18 protein-coding genes are annotated in these 17,516 nt (G+C 63.5%); 7 read left to right on the top strand and 11 right to left on the bottom strand.

Going from position 1 to position 17,516, the window contains the following annotated elements; genetic code table 11:
- The first annotated feature begins 107 nt into the window (after nt 1–107).
- The 4 genes from lpdA to pilH all read left to right on the top strand — a co-directional run bounded on the left by lpdA (nt 108) and on the right by pilH (nt 3,836).
- Nucleotides 108–1,532 (top strand): dihydrolipoyl dehydrogenase, encoded by a 1,425-nt coding sequence (gene lpdA, locus ABIC75_RS19645; protein WP_354015587.1) that lies wholly within the window; start codon nt 108–110, stop codon nt 1,530–1,532.
- Nucleotides 1,533–1,766: 234 nt separating this feature from the next.
- Nucleotides 1,767–2,357 (top strand): TIGR00730 family Rossman fold protein, encoded by a 591-nt coding sequence (locus ABIC75_RS19640; protein ID WP_354015586.1) that lies wholly within the window; start codon nt 1,767–1,769, stop codon nt 2,355–2,357.
- A gap of 33 nt (nt 2,358–2,390) precedes the next feature.
- On the top strand, nt 2,391–3,398 hold the full coding sequence (locus ABIC75_RS19635) for an oxidoreductase (RefSeq protein ID WP_354015585.1): 1,008 nt from the start codon (nt 2,391–2,393) through the stop codon (nt 3,396–3,398).
- Nucleotides 3,399–3,470: 72 nt separating this feature from the next.
- Nucleotides 3,471–3,836: a twitching motility response regulator PilH gene (gene pilH, locus ABIC75_RS19630; RefSeq protein WP_354015584.1), complete on the top strand. Its 366-nt coding sequence runs from the start codon at nt 3,471–3,473 to the stop codon at nt 3,834–3,836.
- Between the two features lie 64 nt (nt 3,837–3,900).
- Here pilH and ABIC75_RS19625 read toward each other — a convergent pair whose 3' ends face one another.
- Complete coding sequence (locus ABIC75_RS19625) at nt 3,901–4,809, bottom strand: DnaJ C-terminal domain-containing protein (protein ID WP_354015583.1); 909 nt, start codon at nt 4,807–4,809, stop codon at nt 3,901–3,903.
- A 222-nt stretch (nt 4,810–5,031) separates the two neighbouring features.
- Between ABIC75_RS19625 and ABIC75_RS19620 the strand changes: the two genes are divergently transcribed.
- The 3 genes from ABIC75_RS19620 (at nt 5,032) to ABIC75_RS19610 (ending at nt 6,434) form a co-directional block, all read left to right on the top strand.
- The gene (locus tag ABIC75_RS19620; RefSeq protein WP_354015582.1) at nt 5,032–5,511 is read left to right on the top strand and encodes a peroxiredoxin; all 480 of its coding nucleotides are present in this window, start codon (nt 5,032–5,034) and stop codon (nt 5,509–5,511) included.
- Nucleotides 5,511–5,966, top strand: coding sequence for an NUDIX hydrolase (locus ABIC75_RS19615; RefSeq protein WP_354015581.1), 456 nt, complete (start codon nt 5,511–5,513; stop codon nt 5,964–5,966). Before ABIC75_RS19620 ends, ABIC75_RS19615 begins: the two co-directional genes overlap by 1 nt.
- An 87-nt stretch (nt 5,967–6,053) precedes the next feature.
- Nucleotides 6,054–6,434: a DUF427 domain-containing protein gene (locus ABIC75_RS19610; RefSeq protein WP_354015580.1), complete on the top strand. Its 381-nt coding sequence runs from the start codon at nt 6,054–6,056 to the stop codon at nt 6,432–6,434.
- 57 nt (nt 6,435–6,491) lie between these two features.
- On the opposite strand, the gene gyrA is transcribed toward ABIC75_RS19610, so the two are convergent.
- The 10 genes from gyrA to rbfA form a co-directional block, all read right to left on the bottom strand.
- Complete coding sequence (gyrA, locus tag ABIC75_RS19605; RefSeq protein WP_354015579.1) at nt 6,492–9,086, bottom strand: DNA gyrase subunit A; 2,595 nt, start codon at nt 9,084–9,086, stop codon at nt 6,492–6,494.
- Between the two features lie 137 nt (nt 9,087–9,223).
- Nucleotides 9,224–9,634 carry a GtrA family protein gene (locus tag ABIC75_RS19600; RefSeq protein ID WP_354015578.1) on the bottom strand — a complete coding sequence of 137 codons (411 nt, stop codon included), beginning with the start codon at nt 9,632–9,634 and terminating at the stop codon, nt 9,224–9,226.
- Entirely contained in the window at nt 9,631–10,644 is a 1,014-nt protein-coding gene (gene mtnA, locus ABIC75_RS19595; protein ID WP_354015577.1) for an S-methyl-5-thioribose-1-phosphate isomerase, read from the bottom strand. Before mtnA ends, ABIC75_RS19600 begins: the two co-directional genes overlap by 4 nt.
- 61 nt (nt 10,645–10,705) lie before the next feature.
- Nucleotides 10,706–10,891, bottom strand: a complete 186-nt coding sequence (locus tag ABIC75_RS19590; protein ID WP_354015576.1) for a PspC domain-containing protein — start codon at nt 10,889–10,891, stop codon at nt 10,706–10,708.
- Between the two features lie 34 nt (nt 10,892–10,925).
- Nucleotides 10,926–11,993 (bottom strand): class III poly(R)-hydroxyalkanoic acid synthase subunit PhaC, encoded by a 1,068-nt coding sequence (phaC, locus tag ABIC75_RS19585; RefSeq protein ID WP_354015575.1) that lies wholly within the window; start codon nt 11,991–11,993, stop codon nt 10,926–10,928.
- Between the two features lie 9 nt (nt 11,994–12,002).
- On the bottom strand, nt 12,003–13,067 hold the full coding sequence (locus ABIC75_RS19580) for a poly(R)-hydroxyalkanoic acid synthase subunit PhaE (RefSeq protein WP_354015574.1): 1,065 nt from the start codon (nt 13,065–13,067) through the stop codon (nt 12,003–12,005).
- Between the two features lie 184 nt (nt 13,068–13,251).
- Entirely contained in the window at nt 13,252–15,357 is a 2,106-nt protein-coding gene (pnp, locus tag ABIC75_RS19575; protein ID WP_354015573.1) for a polyribonucleotide nucleotidyltransferase, read from the bottom strand.
- A gap of 83 nt (nt 15,358–15,440) precedes the next feature.
- Nucleotides 15,441–15,710: a 30S ribosomal protein S15 gene (gene rpsO / locus ABIC75_RS19570; RefSeq protein ID WP_019464706.1), complete on the bottom strand. Its 270-nt coding sequence runs from the start codon at nt 15,708–15,710 to the stop codon at nt 15,441–15,443.
- Nucleotides 15,711–15,848: 138 nt separating this feature from the next.
- Nucleotides 15,849–16,787: a tRNA pseudouridine(55) synthase TruB gene (truB, locus tag ABIC75_RS19565; protein ID WP_354015572.1), complete on the bottom strand. Its 939-nt coding sequence runs from the start codon at nt 16,785–16,787 to the stop codon at nt 15,849–15,851.
- Between the two features lie 189 nt (nt 16,788–16,976).
- Nucleotides 16,977–17,378: a 30S ribosome-binding factor RbfA gene (rbfA, locus tag ABIC75_RS19560; RefSeq protein ID WP_354015571.1), complete on the bottom strand. Its 402-nt coding sequence runs from the start codon at nt 17,376–17,378 to the stop codon at nt 16,977–16,979.
- Between the last annotated feature and the right edge of the window lie 138 nt (nt 17,379–17,516).

Below are 17,516 nucleotides of genomic sequence, written 5' to 3'. Positions count from 1 at the left end.
CACGGAGCTCTGGCGGCGAGCGTTGACGTTGAATCCACGCTCGCCGCACACATATCCCGCTTCATAAGTGACGTGCTTCCCCAGCGCGCACACCGTAAGGAAAAACCATGAGCGAAAAATTCGACGTCATCGTCATCGGCGCCGGCCCGGCCGGCTATGTGGCCGCGATCCGCGCCGCGCAGCTGGGCCTGAAGACCGCCTGCGTGGACGCGTTTGTCGGCAAGGACGGCAAGCAGGCGCTCGGCGGCACCTGCCTCAACGTGGGCTGCATTCCGTCCAAGGCACTGCTGGATTCGTCCAAGCAGTTCTATAACATCGCGCACAACCTGCCGGTGCACGGCATCACCGTGGAAGGCGCCAAGGTCGACCTGGGCACCTTCATTGGGCGCAAGGACAAGATCGTCAAGCAGTTCACCGGCGGCATCGGCCAGCTGTTCAAGGCCAACAAGGTCACGCCGTTCTTCGGCAAGGGCAAGCTGCTCAAGGGCAACGACGTCGAGATCACCGGCAACGACGGTTCCAAGCAGACCATCAGCGCCACCAACGTGATCCTCGCTTCCGGTTCGGTGCCGATCGAGCTGCCGTTCGCCAAGTTCGACAACAAGTTCATTGTCGACAACGCCGGCGCGCTCGACTTCACCGAAGTGCCGAAGCGTCTTGGCGTGATCGGCGCCGGCGTGATCGGCCTGGAGCTGGGCAGCGTGTGGAAGCGCCTGGGTTCGGACGTGACCGTGCTCGAAGCGCTGCCGGACTTCCTCAGCGTGGCCGACGCGGACATCGCCAAGATCGCCTTCAAGGAATTTGGCAAGCTGGGCCTGAACATCAAGCTCGGCGCCAAGCTCACCAAGGCCGAGATCAAGGGCAACGAAGTGGCCCTGACTTATGAAGACAAGGACGGCGCGCACGAGCTCACCGTCGACAAGCTGCTGGTGGCCGTGGGCCGCCGCGCCTACACCGACGGCCTGCTGGCCGCCGATACCGGCGTGAAGCTGGACGAGCGCGGCCGCATCGTGGTCGACGAGCACAACCACACCGGCGTGAACGGCGTGTGGGCCATCGGCGACGCCGTGCGCGGCCCGATGCTGGCCCACAAGGGTTCCGAGGAAGGCGTGGCCGTGGCCGAGTGGATCGCCGGCAAGGCGGGCCACATCAACCTCGACACCGTGCCGTGGGTGATCTACACCGAGCCGGAAATCGCCTGGGCGGGCAAGACCGAGAAGCAGCTGAAGGACGAAGGCATCCCGTACAAGGTGGGCACCTTCCCGTTCGCCGCCATCGGCCGCGCCGTGGCCATGAACGAAGCCATCGGCCAGGTGAAGATGCTGGCTCATGCCGAAACCGACCGCATCCTGGGCGTGCACATGGTGGGCCCGGGCGTGTCCGAGCTGATCGCCGAGTGCGTGGTCGCGATGGAGTTCAAGGGCTCCTCCGAAGACCTGGCCCGCATCGTCCACGCGCACCCGACGCTGTCGGAAGCCGTGCACGAAGCCGCCCTGTCGGTCGACAAGCGCGCCATCCACAAGGGCAACTAAGAGCGGGAGTGAGTGGAGAGGAGTGAGAAGTGAGAGAGGGCCGTATGGCATTCTCGCTTTGACACGCTTCTCTACCGCCCGCCGGCTCTAAATGGGCCCGCTCATGGCAACATGGGCGGGCTTTTTGTTGTAGAAACGGTTAACGGTTATCCGAAAACATCGGCCAAACCGCTCTACTCTCACTTCTCACTTCTCACTTCTCACTTCTCACTTCTCCCCCTACTTTCCAGCTCTATGCCTACCGCCCTTTGCGTCTATTGCGGCTCCAGCAGCGGCAATCATCCCGAATACATCGAACAAGCCCGTGCCTTCGGCACGGAAATGGCCCGTCGCGGCATCGCGCTGGTCTATGGCGGCGGCAAGGTCGGCCTGATGGGCACCGTGGCCGATGCGGTGCTCGCCGCGGGCGGCAAGGTGATCGGCGTCATTCCGCGCCAACTGGTGGACCTGGAAGTGGCGCATGCCGGCCTCACCGAGCTGGTGGTGGTGGACACCATGCACCAGCGCAAGACGCGCATGTTCGAGCTCTCCGACGCTTTCGTCGCCCTGCCGGGCGGCTACGGCACCATGGACGAGATGTTCGAAATGCTCACCTGGGCCCAGCTCGGCCTGCACCGCTATCCCTGCGCTTTTCTGGACGTACGCGGTTACTACACACAGCTGCGCGCCATGATGGACCACATGGTGGCCGAACGTTTCGTGCGCCCCGAGCAGCGCGAGAGTGTATGGTTCGGACAGGACATGACGCAGCTGTTCGACTGGATGGACAGCTACCAGGGTGTGCACACGCCCAAGTGGATCGACCGCAGCAGCGTCAAGGCCTGACCCCGGCGCGACGCGTAGAGTTAAGGATTGGCCATGAGTACACCCGGCGCCTTTCGCGCTTTCCGCATCCACAACGACGCCACCGGCTATCGCGGTGGTGTCGAGACCCTCGCCGCCGATGCGCTGAGCCCTGGCGAGGTGCTGGTGCAGGTGGCCTATTCGTCGATCAACTTCAAGGACGCGCTGGCGGGCACGGGCAAGGGCAAGATCCTTCGCCAATACCCGCTCAATGGCGGCATCGACGTGTCGGGCACGGTGGTCGCCTCCACCGACCCCGCCTTCAAGGAAGGCGATGCGGTGCTGTGCACCGGCAGCGGCCTGTCGGAAACGCGTGATGGCGGTTACGGCGAATACGTCCGCCTGCCCTCGGCGTGGACCATTCGCCTGCCCAAGGGCCTGAGCCTGCGCGACAGCATGATCATCGGTACGGCCGGCTTTACGGCTGCACTCGCCCTGCTGCGGATGGAAGACAATCGCCAGACACCGTCGCTCGGCCCGCTCGCCGTCACCGGCGCCACCGGCGGCGTGGGCATGCTGGCCATCGATATCTTCTCGCGCGCCGGTTACGCGGTGCATGCGATCAGCGGCAAGGCCGCGCATTTCGATTTCCTGCGCGACCTGGGCGCCGCCGAGTGCATCGATCGCCACCAGCTTGTCTTCAGCGGCAAGCCGATGGATTCGGCCCGTTTCGGTGGTGCGCTGGACAACGTCGGCGGCACCATGCTGGCCGGCCTGCTGCCGTTGATTGCGCCTTACGGCAACGTCGCCATCTGCGGCAATGCCGGCGGCATCGGTTTCGAAAGCACCGTGATGCCCTTCATCATTCGTGGCGCCAGCCTGCTCGGCATTGCCTCGGCCGGCACGGCGCGCGACATCCGCGACCGCGTATGGGAACGACTCTCCAGCGACTGGAAGCCGCAGCACCTTGAGCGCATCGCCACGCGCGAAGTCACCTTGGAGCAGATGCCCGACGTGTTCGCCCGCATGCTGGCGGGAGATTCGTTTGGCCGTACCGTAGTACGCGTGGGTAGCGCAAGCTGAGCTTACGCTCAGCTTGGAAGCGTTGCGTCAGCGTCATAGAATCCAACGAAACAACAAGGGGAACTCCACCTTATGGCACGCATCCTGATCGTCGACGATTCGCCGTCGCAGCTGTTGGGCATCAAGCGCATCGTCGAAAAGCTCGGGCATGAAGCGCTGACTGCCGAGGATGGCGCTGCTGGTGTCGAGGCTGCCCGACGCGAACGCCCCGACCTGATCCTGATGGACGTGGTGATGCCGAACCTCAACGGCTTCCAGGCCACGCGCACCATCAGCAAGGATCCGGATACCCAGCACATTCCCGTGGTACTGGTGACCACGAAGGACCAGGAAACCGACAAGGTGTGGGGCCTGCGCCAGGGCGCGAAGGCCTACGTCACCAAGCCGATCAAGGAAGAAGAACTGGTGATCACGCTGAAGGAACTGCTGCCGGCGTAAGCGCCGAAGCAGGCTTCACGAGAAAACGGCGCCCGCAGGCGCCGTTTTTCGTTGGATTGCAGGCTCAGCGACGAGGATCGTAGTCGCCAAACTCCTCGCGCAAGGCTTCGTACGCTTTCTTCTGCGCATCGGTGTCGGCCAATGGTGCGCGAATCGACAGCTCCACCAGTTGATCACCCGGATGCGCACCCGGCAGCCCACGCCCTTTCAGGCGCAGCTTGCGACCCGATTGCGAGCCTGCGGGAATGCGCAGATCCACCGTGCCAGCCAGCGTCGGCACCGGCACCGTGGCGCCAAGCGCCGCTTCCCACGGCGCAATGGGCAAGGTGTGCAGCACGTTTCGGCCGTCCAGACGGAAACGCGCATCGTCACGAATCCCCACTTCCAGCAGCAGGTCACCGTTGGAAGCGCCGCCCGAACCACTGTGACCCTGCCCGGCCAGGCGGATCACCTGCCCCGGCTGGATGCCGGCCGGTATCTTCACTTCCAGCACGCGCTCGCCGCCGCTGCCATCCTGCAACGCCAGGCGCGTGCGGCCGCCGTCGAAGGCGGTCTGCAGGTCGATCTGCACGTGCGCATGCACATCACCGCCGCGACGTGCGCGCGGCGCACCGCGCGGGCCGGCGCCGGCCCCACCGCGTCCGCCGAACAGGCTTTCGAAAAAGTCGCTGAAATCACCGCCGCCATCGCCACCGAAATCGAAACCGTGGCTCTGGTTCCAACCCGGCGGCGGTCGGAACTGCTCGCCGCCGCGGTAGCCGCCGGCGCGCAGCTCGTCGTAGGCACGACGTTTTTCCGCGTCACGAAGCACTTCGTTGGCTTCGTTGATCGACTTGAATTTCTCTTCCGCTCCCGCGTCTTTGTTCTTGTCGGGGTGATATTTCCTGGCCAGCTTGCGGTAGGCGGCCTTGATGTCCGCCTCGCTGGCATCCGGCTTCACGCCCAAGATGTCGTAATAGTCTTTGAATTCCACTGCCACTCCCCGGCAATCCATCCGCCCGGACCGACGGAGCGGAAATCATGGTTTCCGCCCATCGGCCGGCAAGGTTCGCCCGACTCGTATGGGTGATGCATGGCGATGCTCGCCACCCTCTCTATGGTCGACCACATGGGTGCGAAAATGGCGTGATTCAAGGCGACAAGCGGCCGTCGTAGCGCTAGCATCGCCTCCTCCCCATACCTCAGGCACCCTCCCATGAGCATCCAGGTCGGCGACACCTTGCCCGACGTCGAGATCCGCGTCGTCAGCAACGGCATCGAAGAAGGCCGCACCGGCCCCCTGTTCGCCGGCCGCAAAGTCGTGCTGTTCGCCGTGCCGGGTGCATTCACGCCCACCTGCTCCAATCGCCACCTGCCGGGCTACGTGCAGCACCTCGCACAGTTCCAGGCGCGCGGCGTGGAAGTGATGTGCCTGGCCGTGAACGACGCCTATGTGATGCAAGCCTGGGCGGCCTCGCAAAACGTGCCGCCGGAGCTGCTGATGCTTGCCGATGGCAATGGCAACTTCACCAAGGCCATGGGCCTGGAGCTGGATGGCAACGCCTACGGCATGGGCCTGCGTGCTCGCCGCTTTGCGCTGTATGCCGAGAACGGCGTGGTGAAAGCGCTGCAGGTGGAAGCACCTGGCGAATTTCGCGTGTCCACCGCCGAGGCGATACTCGAAGCGCTCGCCTGATGGCGGCGACGCCGACCCGGCACCGCCATGCGTTGAACGCCAGCGTTTTCGTGGTCGTGCGTCGCGGCGACCACGTGCTGCTCCTGCGGCGAGCGAACACCGGCTGGAAGGACGGTCAATGGAGCCTTCCTGCCGGCAGCCACGATGGCGGCGAGACGCTGGAGCAATCCGCCGCACGCGAACTTCGCGAGGAAACCGGGCTCGATGCGCAGCCGCATGACATGCGCCTGATCCATCTGCTGCATGCCCGTGCTGGCGACAACGGCGGCGAATGGCTGGGCGCGTTCTTCCTCGCCACGCATTGGCAAGGCGATGCGGTCATCGGCGAGCCGGCCAAGCACGATGGCCTCGACTGGTTTCCGCTCCATGCGCTGCCCGAGGAACTCATTGCCTATACCCGGCAAGGGCTTGAGCTGGGTCTGCACGGTACGACGTACTCCTCGTTCGGCTGGTAAGCCACGCCGCAACATCGGCTGCACTCTTTCTTTTCACGAGGGCGAGTAGCGTGGTGCTCCCACTTCCCATGAAAGCGGAGCCATGCCATGTCCAGCCAAGCCCAGCGCATCCCCGGTCCCGATCATCCGATCGACGTGACGCCCAGCAAGGATCACGTGGTGGTGCGCGTCGCGGGCCGCGTGGTAGCCGATACCCGACGTTCGCTGAGCCTGCAGGAGGCGAACTATCCCGTCGTGCATTACATCCCGCGCGAAGACGTGGACATGTCCCTGCTGGAACGCACGAATCATCAAACCCGCTGCCCCTACAAGGGCGATGCGTCGTACTACAGCATTCCTTCGGCCGGCGAGCGCGGCACCAACGCCGTATGGACGTATGAACATCCATACGATGCCGTGGCCTCGATCAAGGATTACCTGGCGTTCTACGGCACGCGCGTGGATGCCGTCGAGGTGACACCGGGCTGACGGCAGGCAAAAAGAAACCCGGCCGAAGCCGGGTTTCTCTTGACCATCGAGCGAGGATCACTCGCCGTCGGCGGGTGCCTCCGGAGCGGCATCGACAGGGCCTTCTTCACCCTCGCCTTCGCCGTTCTCCGCTTCCGCATCGAGACGCACCACGCTCACCAGCTTCTCGTCGGAAGGCAGGCGAATGAGCGTAACGCCCTGGGTGTTGCGACCGAGCTGCGACACTTCCGCCACGCGCGTGCGCACCAGCGTGCCCTGATCGGAGATCAGCATCAGCTCGTGCGCTTCGGTGGCCTGGATGGCCGCGACCAGTGCGCCGTTGCGCTCGGAACACTGGATGCCGATGACGCCCTGCGTGCCGCGGCCCTTCTTCGGGAACTCGTCGAGCATGGTGCGCTTGCCGTAGCCGCGTTCGGTGGCGGTGAGGATGTCACCCTCGGCGGCCACGATCAGCGACACCACCTCGGCGCCATCGCCCAGCTTCATGCCGCGCACACCCGTGGCGGTACGGCCCATCGAACGCACTTCGGATTCATCGAAGCGCACCGTCTTGCCGTTCGACGCAAACAGCAGCACATCACTGTTGCCTCCGGTGAGCGCGACGTTGACCAGCGCATCGCCCTCGTCGAGGTTGATGGCGATCTTGCCCTTCTGCAGCTGGAACGCGAACTCGGTGAGCGGCGTCTTCTTCACCGTGCCCTGGCGGGTGGCGAAGAACACGAACTGGTCTTCGGTGTATTCGCGCACCGGCAGCACCGCCTGCACCTTCTCGCCTTCGCCCAGCGGCAACAGGTTCACCATCGGCTTGCCGCGCGAGTTCGGGCCCGATTCCGGCATCTGGTACACGTTGAGCCAGTACACGCGACCGGTGCTGGTGAAGGTGAGCAGCGTGTCGTGCGTGTTCACCACCCACAACTGCTCGACGAAATCCTCGTCCTTCAACGCGGAAGCCGAGCGGCCCTTGCCGCCACGACGCTGCGCGCGATACGTGCTGGCCGGCTGGCGCTTCACGTAACCGGTGTGCGACAGCGTGACCACCACGTCTTCCGGCGCGATCAGGTCGAGTACGTTGAGATCTTCCTGCGAATGCTGGATCTCGGTGCGACGTGCGTCGCCGAACTCTTCCTTCACCGCTTCCAGTTCGTCGCGGATCACGGAAAGCAGGCGGGCGGGATCTTCCAGGATTTCGATGAGACCACGAATGGTCTCGAGCACCAGGCGATATTCTTCGGAAAGCTTTTCCTGCTCCAGGCCGGTGAGGCGGTGCAGGCGCATGGCGAGGATTTCCTGCGCCTGCACTTCAGACAGTTGGTAGCCATCGGGCTTGAAGCCGTCGCGCGGGTCCATGTCTTCCGGACGCGACGATTCCGCGCCGGCTGCTTCAAGCAAGGTGGCGACCATGCCTGGCTGCCACTTGCGCGCCAGCATGCGCTCGCGCGCTTCGGCCGGCGACGCAGAGGTGCGGATCAGCTCGATCATCTCGTCGATGTTGGCCAGCGCAACCGTCAAACCTTCGAGAATATGCGCGCGGGCACGTGCCTTGCGCAGGTCGAAGATGGTACGGCGCGTCACCACTTCACGACGGTGACGGATGAAGGCCTCGAGGATGTCCTTGAGGTTCAGCAGGCGCGGCTGGCCGTCCAAAAGCGCGACCATGTTGATGCCGAACGTGACCTGCAGCTGCGTCTGCTGGAACAGGTTGTTGAGCACCACGTCGGCCATCGAGTCGCGACGGATCTCGATGACCATGCGCATGCCGTCCTTGTCGGACTCGTCGCGCAGCTCGCTGATGCCTTCGAGCTTCTTTTCCTTCACCAGCTCGGCGATCTTCTCGATCAGGCGAGCCTTGTTCACTTGGTACGGCAGCTCGTGGACAAGAATCGTCTCGCGGCCGTTCGGCTCGGTTTCGATCTCGGTGCGCGCACGCACCAGGATGCGGCCACGACCGGTGCGGTACGCCTCGATGATGCCCGACGAACCGTTGATGATGCCCGCGGTCGGGAAGTCCGGGCCGGGGATGTAGTGCATCAGGTCGTCGATCGACAGCGACGGATCGTCGATAAGAGCGATCGTGGCCGACACGACTTCCGTGAGGTTGTGCGGCGGCACATTGGTAGCCATGCCCACGGCAATACCGGCCGAACCATTGATCAGCAGGTTCGGCACGCGGGTGGGCAGCACCAGCGGTTCGTGCTCGCTTTCGTCGTAGTTGGGGCCGAAGTCGACGGTGTCCTTGTCGATGTCGGCAAGCAGTTCCTGCGTGAGGCGCGACATGCGCACCTCGGTGTATCGCATGGCTGCCGCGTTGTCGCCATCGACCGAACCGAAGTTACCCTGGCCATCGACCAGCATGTAGCGCAGCGAAAACGGCTGCGCCATGCGAACGATGGCGTCGTACACCGACGAATCGCCGTGCGGATGGTATTTACCGATGACGTCACCGACCACGCGGGCCGATTTCTTATAGGGCTTGTTCCATGCATTGCCCAGTTCGTTCATGGCGAACAGAACGCGACGATGTACCGGCTTCAAGCCATCGCGCACATCCGGAAGGGCGCGTCCCACGATCACGCTCATGGCGTAATCGAGGTAGCTCTGACGCATTTCGTCTTCGATGTTGACGCGAATGACTTCTTTGGCGAGTTCTGCCATCAATCGGCTTCCATGATGAGATAGAGGGCCCTGCGCGCTCCCCCAGGAACGTAAGCGCGGGCAACCTTGAGATAACCCGTGAAGTGTACCACGTTTACCGTGGGATTCACAGTATTTTCACTATATGAATCAATAACTTACACAGACGTTTTGGCGCCCTTGAAAAGCATCAGGCGTGCCGTCGAGAAATTGAACACGGCGGCGACGAAGGAGCCGCCGGCCGTGGCGATGGCGGGCCAGCGATGCAGCATCGGAAAGGCCATCAAAAGCGCGGCGTAGGTGCCGTAATTGACCAGGGCGCCCACACCCATCAGCGCCATCCAGTGCAGCCATTCGGAGAACAGGCCACGCCCGCTTTCGTGGTGCTTGAAGGTGTGCCGGCGATTCCACAGCCAAGTTGCGGTGGCCGCCACGGGAATGGAAAGCAGGCGCGCGTAGTACGCATTCCAACCACACCAGCTCACCAATGCCTGGGCGAGGCCGGCGTCAATGACAAAGCCGATGACGCCGCCAATGGTGAAAAGAAGGAATTGCCGCGAAAGCTTCATCGGCCAAACAGGGCCTGCATGGCCTTGGTGGTTGGGCGTTCGATCACGCCGCGCTCGGTGACGATGGCATCGATGAGGTCGGCAGGCGTGACGTCGAACACGGGATTCCACGCATCCGCGCCTTCCACCACGGTGCGCCGACCGGCCACGGCAAGCAGCTCGGCCGAATCACGCAGCTCGATCTCGATGTCTTCGCCCGACGCCGTGGCCATGTCGACAGTGGACGACGGCGCCACCACCATGAACTTCACGCCGTGGTGGCGTGCAGCAATGGCGAGCTGATAGGTGCCGATCTTGTTGGCCGTATCGCCATTGGCGGCGATGCGATCCGCACCCACGATCACCCACTGCACGGCGCCCGAACGCATCAGATGCGAGGCGGCGGAGTCGGCAATGAGCTTGGCGGGAATGCCATCGCGCACCAGCTCCCACATCGTGAGGCGTGCGCCCTGCTGCCACGGACGCGTTTCGCCGGCAAACACCTGCTCGATGCGGCCACCGGCCACGCCCGCGCGGATGACACCCAGCGCCGTACCAAAGCCGGAAGTGGCCAGCGAACCCGTATTGCAATGCGTGAGCACGCCCGAGTGAGGTGCGATCAAGGCCGCACCCAGTTCGCCCATGTGACGGTTGGCGGCAAGATCTTCGTCCTGGATCGCCTGCGCCTCGCGTGCGAGCGCCACGGCATCGGCGCCAGCGGCAATGCGTGCCTTCATGCGATCCAGCGCCCACATCAGGTTGACGGCGGTGGGGCGCGCGGCGCGAAGCATGGCCAGCGCCGGTTCCAGTGGCTCGCCCTGCCTGGCGGCCAATACCACGCCCCACGCGGCAGCAATACCAATGGCCGGTGCGCCGCGGACCGCGAGATCCTTGATGGCTTGCGTCACATCGGCAGCATTGGCGCAGTCGATCCAGCGTTCTTCCTGCGGCAGCAGGCGCTGATCGAGCAGACGGAGATGATCACCCTGCCACTGTACGGCACGGATGCGGTCGTAACGGTCGTAGTCCATAGAACACAATGCCAAGCGATGAAAACGAGATCGGCAGCGCGAAACGCGCCTGCCGCTGATATCAGGGGCCGTCGGGCATGACGAGCCAAAGGATGAGGTAAGCCACCACGCCCGAACCGCCCAGGAAAGTGAGGACGATCCAGAGCACGCGCACCAGCGTCGGATCCCAGCCGAGGTACTCGGCGATGCCGCCGCAGACGCCGGCGATTTTCCGGTCCGTCAGTGATCGATGCAGACGCTTTTCCATGGCCATGCCCTGTTTGAGTGCCTGGTGGATAGGCTCAGTTTCGCGTACTGAGCCATTGATGGATAGCCGGCGGCACTTCGCGCTGTGCGCGCCCGGACACGTAGATGCCGATGTGGCCGCCCTTGAAGGCAATCTGCGTGTAGTCGGTGCTGCCCACATGGCGCTCAAGCGCACGCGATGCATCCGGCGGAACGAGATGATCCTGCTCGGCGAAAATGTTCAGCATGGGATGCGTGATCATCCCTAAGTCCACCGGCTTGCCGCCGATGATCAGGTCGCCCTTGATCAGCTTGTTCTGCTGATAGAACTCCTTGATGAATTCGCGGAAGGCTTCGCCTGCCTGGTCGGGCGAGTCGAAGATCCAACGTTCCATGCGCAGGAAATTCTGCAGCTCTTTGGGATTGTCGAGGATGTCGATCAGGCCCACGTATTTCTGCTGGGTCAGGCGCACCGGCTTCAGCGTGAGATAAACCCAGTTGAGCAGCTCGGCGGGAATATTGCCCATGGTGTCGACGAACAAATCGACGTCCATATGCTGCGACCAGCTCGAGAGCATGTTGTCGGGCGTCTGGAAATCGACCGGCGTCACCATGGTGATGATGTTCTTTACCTTCTCGCCATGCGTCGCGGTGTAGCAGAGCGAGAAGGTGCCGCCCTGGCAGATGCCGAGCAGGTTGATGGCATCCACGCCCGCGTGCTTGCGCACGGCATCCACGCAGCGATCGAGATAACCGTTGATGTAGTCGTCGAGCCCCAGCCAGCGATCGGCCGCATCGGGATAACCCCAGTCGAGCAGGTAGATGTCTTCGCCCTGCTCGAGCAGGTTGCGCACCATCGAGCGGTCTTCCTGCAGATCGGTCATCCACACGGTGTTGACCAATGCATAGACGATCAGCGTGGGCGTTTTCGCGGTGGGCTTGCCCTGCCCCTTCATGCGCCACACCGAGAGCTTGTCCTCGCGGTACACCAGCTCGCGCGGCGTGTTGGCGTATTCGGGTTCCAGCTGGTGCTTGAGGTTGTCCATGCCCGCCGCCAGCTTGCGCTGGAAGGCAGTGATTTCGCCCATCAGGGCGGCTGGATCAAGGCGAAGCGGGGGATGCATGTGTACTCCTTACTTGCGTGTGCGCTTGACGTTGCGCGCGACGGCCTTGCGTGCAGCCACGGCAGCCGTTTTCTTCGAACCGCCCACGTCGATGCTTTCCGCAGCGCGCTTGGTGCCGCGCGACGCCGGCTTCTTCTCCACCGGCTTGACCGTCTCGGGCTTGCCCGCCAACTGGCGCTTGAGCGCCGTCACTTCGGCGCGCAAGGCCGCCACTTCATCGTTGCCCTGTGGCGCATGATTTTCACGCACTTCGCGACGCAGCTCGTGCATGCGCTTGCCGAGCGCGTTCACTTCGCTGCGCGTGGGCAGGCCCATGTCGCGGCAAAGCGCATCCAGCTGCTGTTGCTGCAACTGGCGCACGCGGCCCTGCGCATTCACCATCTCGCCATAGGCGTGGCGGAATTCTTCCGACAGGGCGATCTGCGCGTAGGCCTCTTCCGCCGCATCCACCCACAGGTCGTAGAGCGCCTTGAGCGACTCGATCTGCTTGGATGAATCGGTGAAGTCGACCAGCTTGGCCTGCAGGCGCTCGAAGCCTTCGGTATTGGCTCGCTGGATCAGCGACTGGTACTTGCCCGCCCACTCGACGTAATCCTGCATCGCGGTTGCCAGGGCCTGCTGTAGACGTTGGCGTTCGCGCGTGTAGCCAAAGGCGGCCATGTGTTCGACGTCGAATTTCGCGCCGCCGAAGCTCGGCGGATTGGACTGCATCCAGCCCTGCCACAGCTGGGCGAAGCTCTTGGCCGCTTCGCTGTCGATGCTGGCGAAGGCATGCGCGAACGGCTGGCCGCCCAGGGTTGAAAAAAGTTGCTGCAGCGATTGCTGCCAATCGGCCGGCCCCTGCCCGAGGCCGCTGCTGACGGCGCCCTGTAGCCAGTCGCCATAGCCCTTGAGGGCGGCCATGCTGCGCGCCATGAAGTCGTCGCCGGTGCCGGTCGAGCCAAAGGTCGAAGCGCTCGCTCCGAAGGGCGTCGAGGAGGCCGTTTGCTGCTGCAGGTAACGGGTCCAGGCATCCCAGGATTGCTGCGCCATCGCCTGGTAATCCTTCAGAAAGTCACTTGCCTGGTCGGCCATGCCCACGTCCTCTTCATGCTCAAGCCATCGTAGCAAAAGCATGTTGCGACAGACGCAAAAAGCGCATTAGTCCGTCACGAATACAGGCAAAATCGCAGCGCAGCATCAGCCGGCAGTCATGCAGCGCCCCAAAAACAAAAGCCCGGCTTTCGCCGGGCTTTTGCTTGTTCGTCGGATCGACGACTTAGACGCTGGCGCCTTCGTCCTCGGTCACGGCCTTCATGGACAGGCGGATACGGCCCTGCTTGTCCACTTCGAGCACCTTGACCTTGACGATGTCACCTTCCTTCAGCTTGTCGGAGACCTTTTCCACGCGCTCGCTGGAGATCTGCGAGACGTGCACCAGGCCGTCCTTGCCCGGCATGATGGTCACGAACGCGCCGAAGTCCATCAGCTTGGCAACCTTGCCTTCGTAGATGCGGCCCGGCTCGACGTCGGAGACGATCTGCTCAATGCGCGCCTTGGCGGCGTTGGCAGCCTCGCGGTTCACCGAGGCGATCACCACCGTGCCGTCATCGGTGATATCGATGGTGGTGCCGGTTTCTTCGGTGATCGAGCGGATGGTGGCGCCGCCCTTGCCGATCACTTCGCGGATCTTGTCCGGATGGATCTTGATGGTGAGCAGGCGCGGAGCAAACTCGCTCATCTCGGTACGGGCGGTGCTGATCACCTTGGCCATTTCGCCGAGGATGTGCAGACGACCACGCTTGGCCTGTTCCAGCGCCACCTTCATGATCTCTTCGGTGATGCCGTCGATCTTGATGTCCATCTGCAGCGCGGAGATGCCATCGGCGCTACCGGCCACCTTGAAGTCCATGTCGCCGAGGTGATCTTCGTCACCCAGGATGTCCGACAGCACGACGAAGTCGTTGCCTTCCTTCACCAAGCCCATGGCGATACCAGCCACCGGAGCCTTCAGCGGCACGCCCGCGTCCATCATGGCCAGCGACGAACCGCACACCGAAGCCATCGACGAGGAACCGTTGGATTCGGTGATTTCCGAAACCACGCGCACCACGTACGGGAACTCTTCGATGCTCGGCTTGACGGCCTGCACGCCGCGCTTGGCGAGACGGCCGTGGCCGATTTCGCGACGCTTCGGCGCACCGAAGCGACCGGCTTCACCGACCGAGAACGGCGGGAAGTTGTAGTGGAACAGGAACGGATCCTTCGACTCGCCTTCCGGCGCATCGATGATCTGCGCATCGCGGGTGGTGCCCAGCGTGGTCACGACCAGCGCCTGCGTTTCGCCGCGGGTGAACAGCGCCGAGCCATGGGTGCGCGGCAGGACGCCGACGCGGATGGTGATCGGGCGAACGTCGTCCAGGTTGCGACCGTCGATGCGGATCTTCGTCTTGAGGACGCCGTCGCGCATGGTGCGGTATTCGAGCTCGGCGAATTCCTTCGACAGCTCGGCCTTGTCCCAACCCTTGGCTTCGACGTCGGCGGCCAGCGAGGCGAGCACGTCGCTCTTGATGGCGGCGATGGCGTCGCGGCGCTGCAGCTTGTCGCGCACCTGGAAGGCAGCTTCGAGCTGGTTGCCCACGGCACCCGTGAGGGCGGCGACGAGCGATTCGTTGCGGGCCGGAGCCGACCATGCCATGGACGGGCGAGCCGCCTCGGTGGCCAGTTCGGCGATGGCGCGGACGGCGACCTGCAGCTGCTGGTGACCGAACACCACGGCGCCGAGCATCACTTCCTCGGACAGCAGCTTGGCTTCCGATTCCACCATCAGCACGGCGTTGGCCGTACCGGCGACGACCAGGTCGAGCTCGGAGGTCTTCAGCTCGGTGGCGGTCGGGTTGAGCAGGTACTTGCCGTTGGTGTAACCGACGCGGGCGGCGCCGATCGGACCCTTGAACGGGATGCCGGCGAGGCTCAGAGCGGCCGAGGCACCCAGCATGGCCGGGATGTCACCGTCGATTTCCGGGTTCAGCGACACGACCTGTGCGATGACCTGCACTTCGTTCTTGAACTCTTCCGGGAAGAGCGGACGCACCGGACGGTCGATAAGACGCGAGGTGAGCGTCTCCTTCTCAGTCGGGCGGCCTTCGCGCTTGAAGAAGCCACCGGGGATGCGACCGGCCGAGTAGAACTTCTCGACGTAGTCGACCGTGAGCGGGAAGAAGTCTTGACCTTCCTTCGCCTTGGCGTTGGCCACCACGGTGACCAGCACCACCGTGCCGCCCATGCTGACCATGACGGCACCGGAAGCCTGGCGGGCGATTTCGCCCGTCTCCAGTGTGACTTCGTGATTACCGAACTGGAATGACTTGGTTACTTTCGCCACTGTCTTTTCCTGAATTGGGAAGTGCGGCCCGCGAAGGCCGCTTTTTGATTTTCGCGTTCACCAACGAACGCGAACATCAACACTTAGCGACGGAGGCCGAGGCGCTCGATGAGGCCCTGGTAGCGAGCCAGGTCACGATCCTTCAGGTAGGCAAGCAGACGCTTGCGCTGGTTGACCAGCTTCAGCAGGCCGCGGCGGGAATGGTGATCCTGCTTGTGGGCCTTGAAATGGTCGGTGAGGTGGTCGATGCGGGCCGACAGCAGGGCGACCTGCACTTCCGGCGAACCCGTGTCGTTCGGCACGCGGCCAAAGTCAGCGATGATCTTGCCGGTCTGTTCTGCGGTAAGGGACATGTTAGATCTTCCTAAAAAAACGGGTGCGAAGCTTGCGCAACGTCACGCCATGACGTTGCGCAAGCTTCGCCTAGATGAATGAAAACTCTGGAACAAGCTCCGTATTGTAACGACCGGAGCCCTGTGACAACAAGACCGTCATAGTTGCCGTTTATCCCGGGCATCCGCCGACAGGTTAAAACCGCGCACGATGCACAGCTTTCCGTCCACCGCCTCGCCCAGGATGAGCAGGCGGCCGTCGTCGGCGAACACGGCATGCCGGCCGCCCAGGGCCGGGTCCACCGGAATCTGCTGCCCCTGTGAGACGGCCAGGCTCTGTGCGGCGTCCAGGTGCATGGCGGGCAGATCGGCCAGGGCCGCGGAAACCGGCAGCAACATTGGCAGAAGCGCGTCGTCGCCCAGCTCCAGCGCTGACTGCAGCTGCTCCACCGTCACCATGGCCGGCTCGCGGAATGGCTCGACCCAAAGCCGGCGCAGCGCCGTCAGATGGGCGCCACAACCAAGGTCTTCGCCGAGATCAACGGCAAGGCTGCGCACATAGGTGCCCGAGCCGCATTCGATGTAAAGCGTGAGGCTGTTTTCGGTGCGCGACACCACGTCCAGCCGGTAGACCTCGACCTCACGTGAAGGCACATCCACCGCCTCGCCGCGCCGGGCTTTCACATACAGCGGCTCGCCATCGATCTTGATGGCTGAATACACGGGCGGTACCTGGGTGATGCGTCCGCGCAACTTGGCCAGCGAGGCTTCGATGTCGGCGTCGGAGAGAGACGGCACTGGCCGCTCCAGCACGATCTCCCCTTCGAGATCCGCGGTGGTGGTGGTGGCGCCCAGGCGGCATTCCGCCAGGTAGGCCTTGCGCGAACCAAGCAACATGCCGGCCAGCTTGGTGGCTTCACCGAAGCACAACGGCAGCAGGCCCGTGGCCAGCGGGTCCAGAGCGCCGGTATGGCCGCCCTTCTCCGCCCGGAAAATACCTTTGCGTACGACCTGCAAAGCCGCGTTGGAGCTCAGGCCCAGGGGTTTGTCCAGCAGGACGATGCCGTGCAGGTCGCGGAAACGGATCTTGCGCTTCATGGGATTGGTGTGTTTGGAGCCTTTTAGGGAAGTCCCGACAAGGCCTGATTTTCCCTCACTGTCATTCCGGCGAAAGCCGGAATCCAGTGCCTTTTATGTGCCACCCAAGAGCCAAAGGCGCTGGATTCCGGCTTTCGCCGGAATGACGGTGAGGGGTGATGGACGTCGAGGCTAGGATCGAACTGATGCTCAGCCCTTCTCGCCTTCGTCGTCGCCTTCACCATCCTCATCAGCAGCCGGCATACGCGCAGCTTCCTGCCGCAGCAGGGTCTCGATACGCTCGCCCTTGTCGACCGAGTCGTCGTACTTGAAGCGCAGCTCCGGCACGCGGCGCAGGCGCATGGAACGGGACAGCTCGCGGCGAAATTCCACCGCCAACTCTTTCAGCGCTTTCATCGCCTCGGCGGAACGCTCCGGCTGCAAGGCCGTGATCCACACCGTGGCCCAGTCGAGATCGCGGGTGACTTCCACGTCCGACACGCTCATCAACGGCAGGCCGTGGTCGCGCACGGCGGCATGGACCAGCAGGCCCAGTTCGCGGCGCAGCTCGGCGCCGACGCGGTCGGTGCGCTTGAAATCGCGTGAAGGCATGACGCTCTCCTCTTTTTTTGCGCTCATCCGTGAACGCGAAGGTCAAAACGCAGCCATCCAGGGCCGCACTTTTCAATATGTACCCACTGCCATCGCGGGTCCCGAAAAACAAAGCGAGCGATGTGGGTATCCACACCG

The organism is Dyella japonica, assembly GCF_040545895.1.
GTDB lineage: Bacteria > Pseudomonadota > Gammaproteobacteria > Xanthomonadales > Rhodanobacteraceae > Dyella > Dyella japonica_D.
This window is presented reverse-complemented; position numbering and strand designations above follow the sequence as displayed.

Excerpts from the sequence above, each read along its gene's own strand:
- lpdA (WP_354015587.1), top strand. The coding sequence starts at position 108 with ATGAGCGAAAAATTCGACGTCATCGTCATCGGCGCCGGCCCGGCCGGC.
- ABIC75_RS19640 (WP_354015586.1), top strand. The coding sequence starts at position 1,767 with ATGCCTACCGCCCTTTGCGTCTATTGCGGCTCCAGCAGCGGCAATCAT.
- ABIC75_RS19635 (WP_354015585.1), top strand. The coding sequence starts at position 2,391 with ATGAGTACACCCGGCGCCTTTCGCGCTTTCCGCATCCACAACGACGCC.
- pilH (WP_354015584.1), top strand. The coding sequence starts at position 3,471 with ATGGCACGCATCCTGATCGTCGACGATTCGCCGTCGCAGCTGTTGGGC.
- ABIC75_RS19620 (WP_354015582.1), top strand. The coding sequence starts at position 5,032 with ATGAGCATCCAGGTCGGCGACACCTTGCCCGACGTCGAGATCCGCGTC.
- ABIC75_RS19615 (WP_354015581.1), top strand. The coding sequence starts at position 5,511 with ATGGCGGCGACGCCGACCCGGCACCGCCATGCGTTGAACGCCAGCGTT.
- ABIC75_RS19610 (WP_354015580.1), top strand. The coding sequence starts at position 6,054 with ATGTCCAGCCAAGCCCAGCGCATCCCCGGTCCCGATCATCCGATCGAC.
- gyrA (WP_354015579.1), bottom strand. The coding sequence starts at position 9,086 with ATGGCAGAACTCGCCAAAGAAGTCATTCGCGTCAACATCGAAGACGAA.
- ABIC75_RS19600 (WP_354015578.1), bottom strand. The coding sequence starts at position 9,634 with ATGAAGCTTTCGCGGCAATTCCTTCTTTTCACCATTGGCGGCGTCATC.
- mtnA (WP_354015577.1), bottom strand. The coding sequence starts at position 10,644 with ATGGACTACGACCGTTACGACCGCATCCGTGCCGTACAGTGGCAGGGT.
- ABIC75_RS19590 (WP_354015576.1), bottom strand. The coding sequence starts at position 10,891 with ATGGAAAAGCGTCTGCATCGATCACTGACGGACCGGAAAATCGCCGGC.
- phaC (WP_354015575.1), bottom strand. The coding sequence starts at position 11,993 with ATGCATCCCCCGCTTCGCCTTGATCCAGCCGCCCTGATGGGCGAAATC.
- ABIC75_RS19580 (WP_354015574.1), bottom strand. The coding sequence starts at position 13,067 with ATGGCCGACCAGGCAAGTGACTTTCTGAAGGATTACCAGGCGATGGCG.
- rpsO (WP_019464706.1), bottom strand. The coding sequence starts at position 15,710 with ATGTCCCTTACCGCAGAACAGACCGGCAAGATCATCGCTGACTTTGGC.
- truB (WP_354015572.1), bottom strand. The coding sequence starts at position 16,787 with ATGAAGCGCAAGATCCGTTTCCGCGACCTGCACGGCATCGTCCTGCTG.
- rbfA (WP_354015571.1), bottom strand. The coding sequence starts at position 17,378 with ATGCCTTCACGCGATTTCAAGCGCACCGACCGCGTCGGCGCCGAGCTG.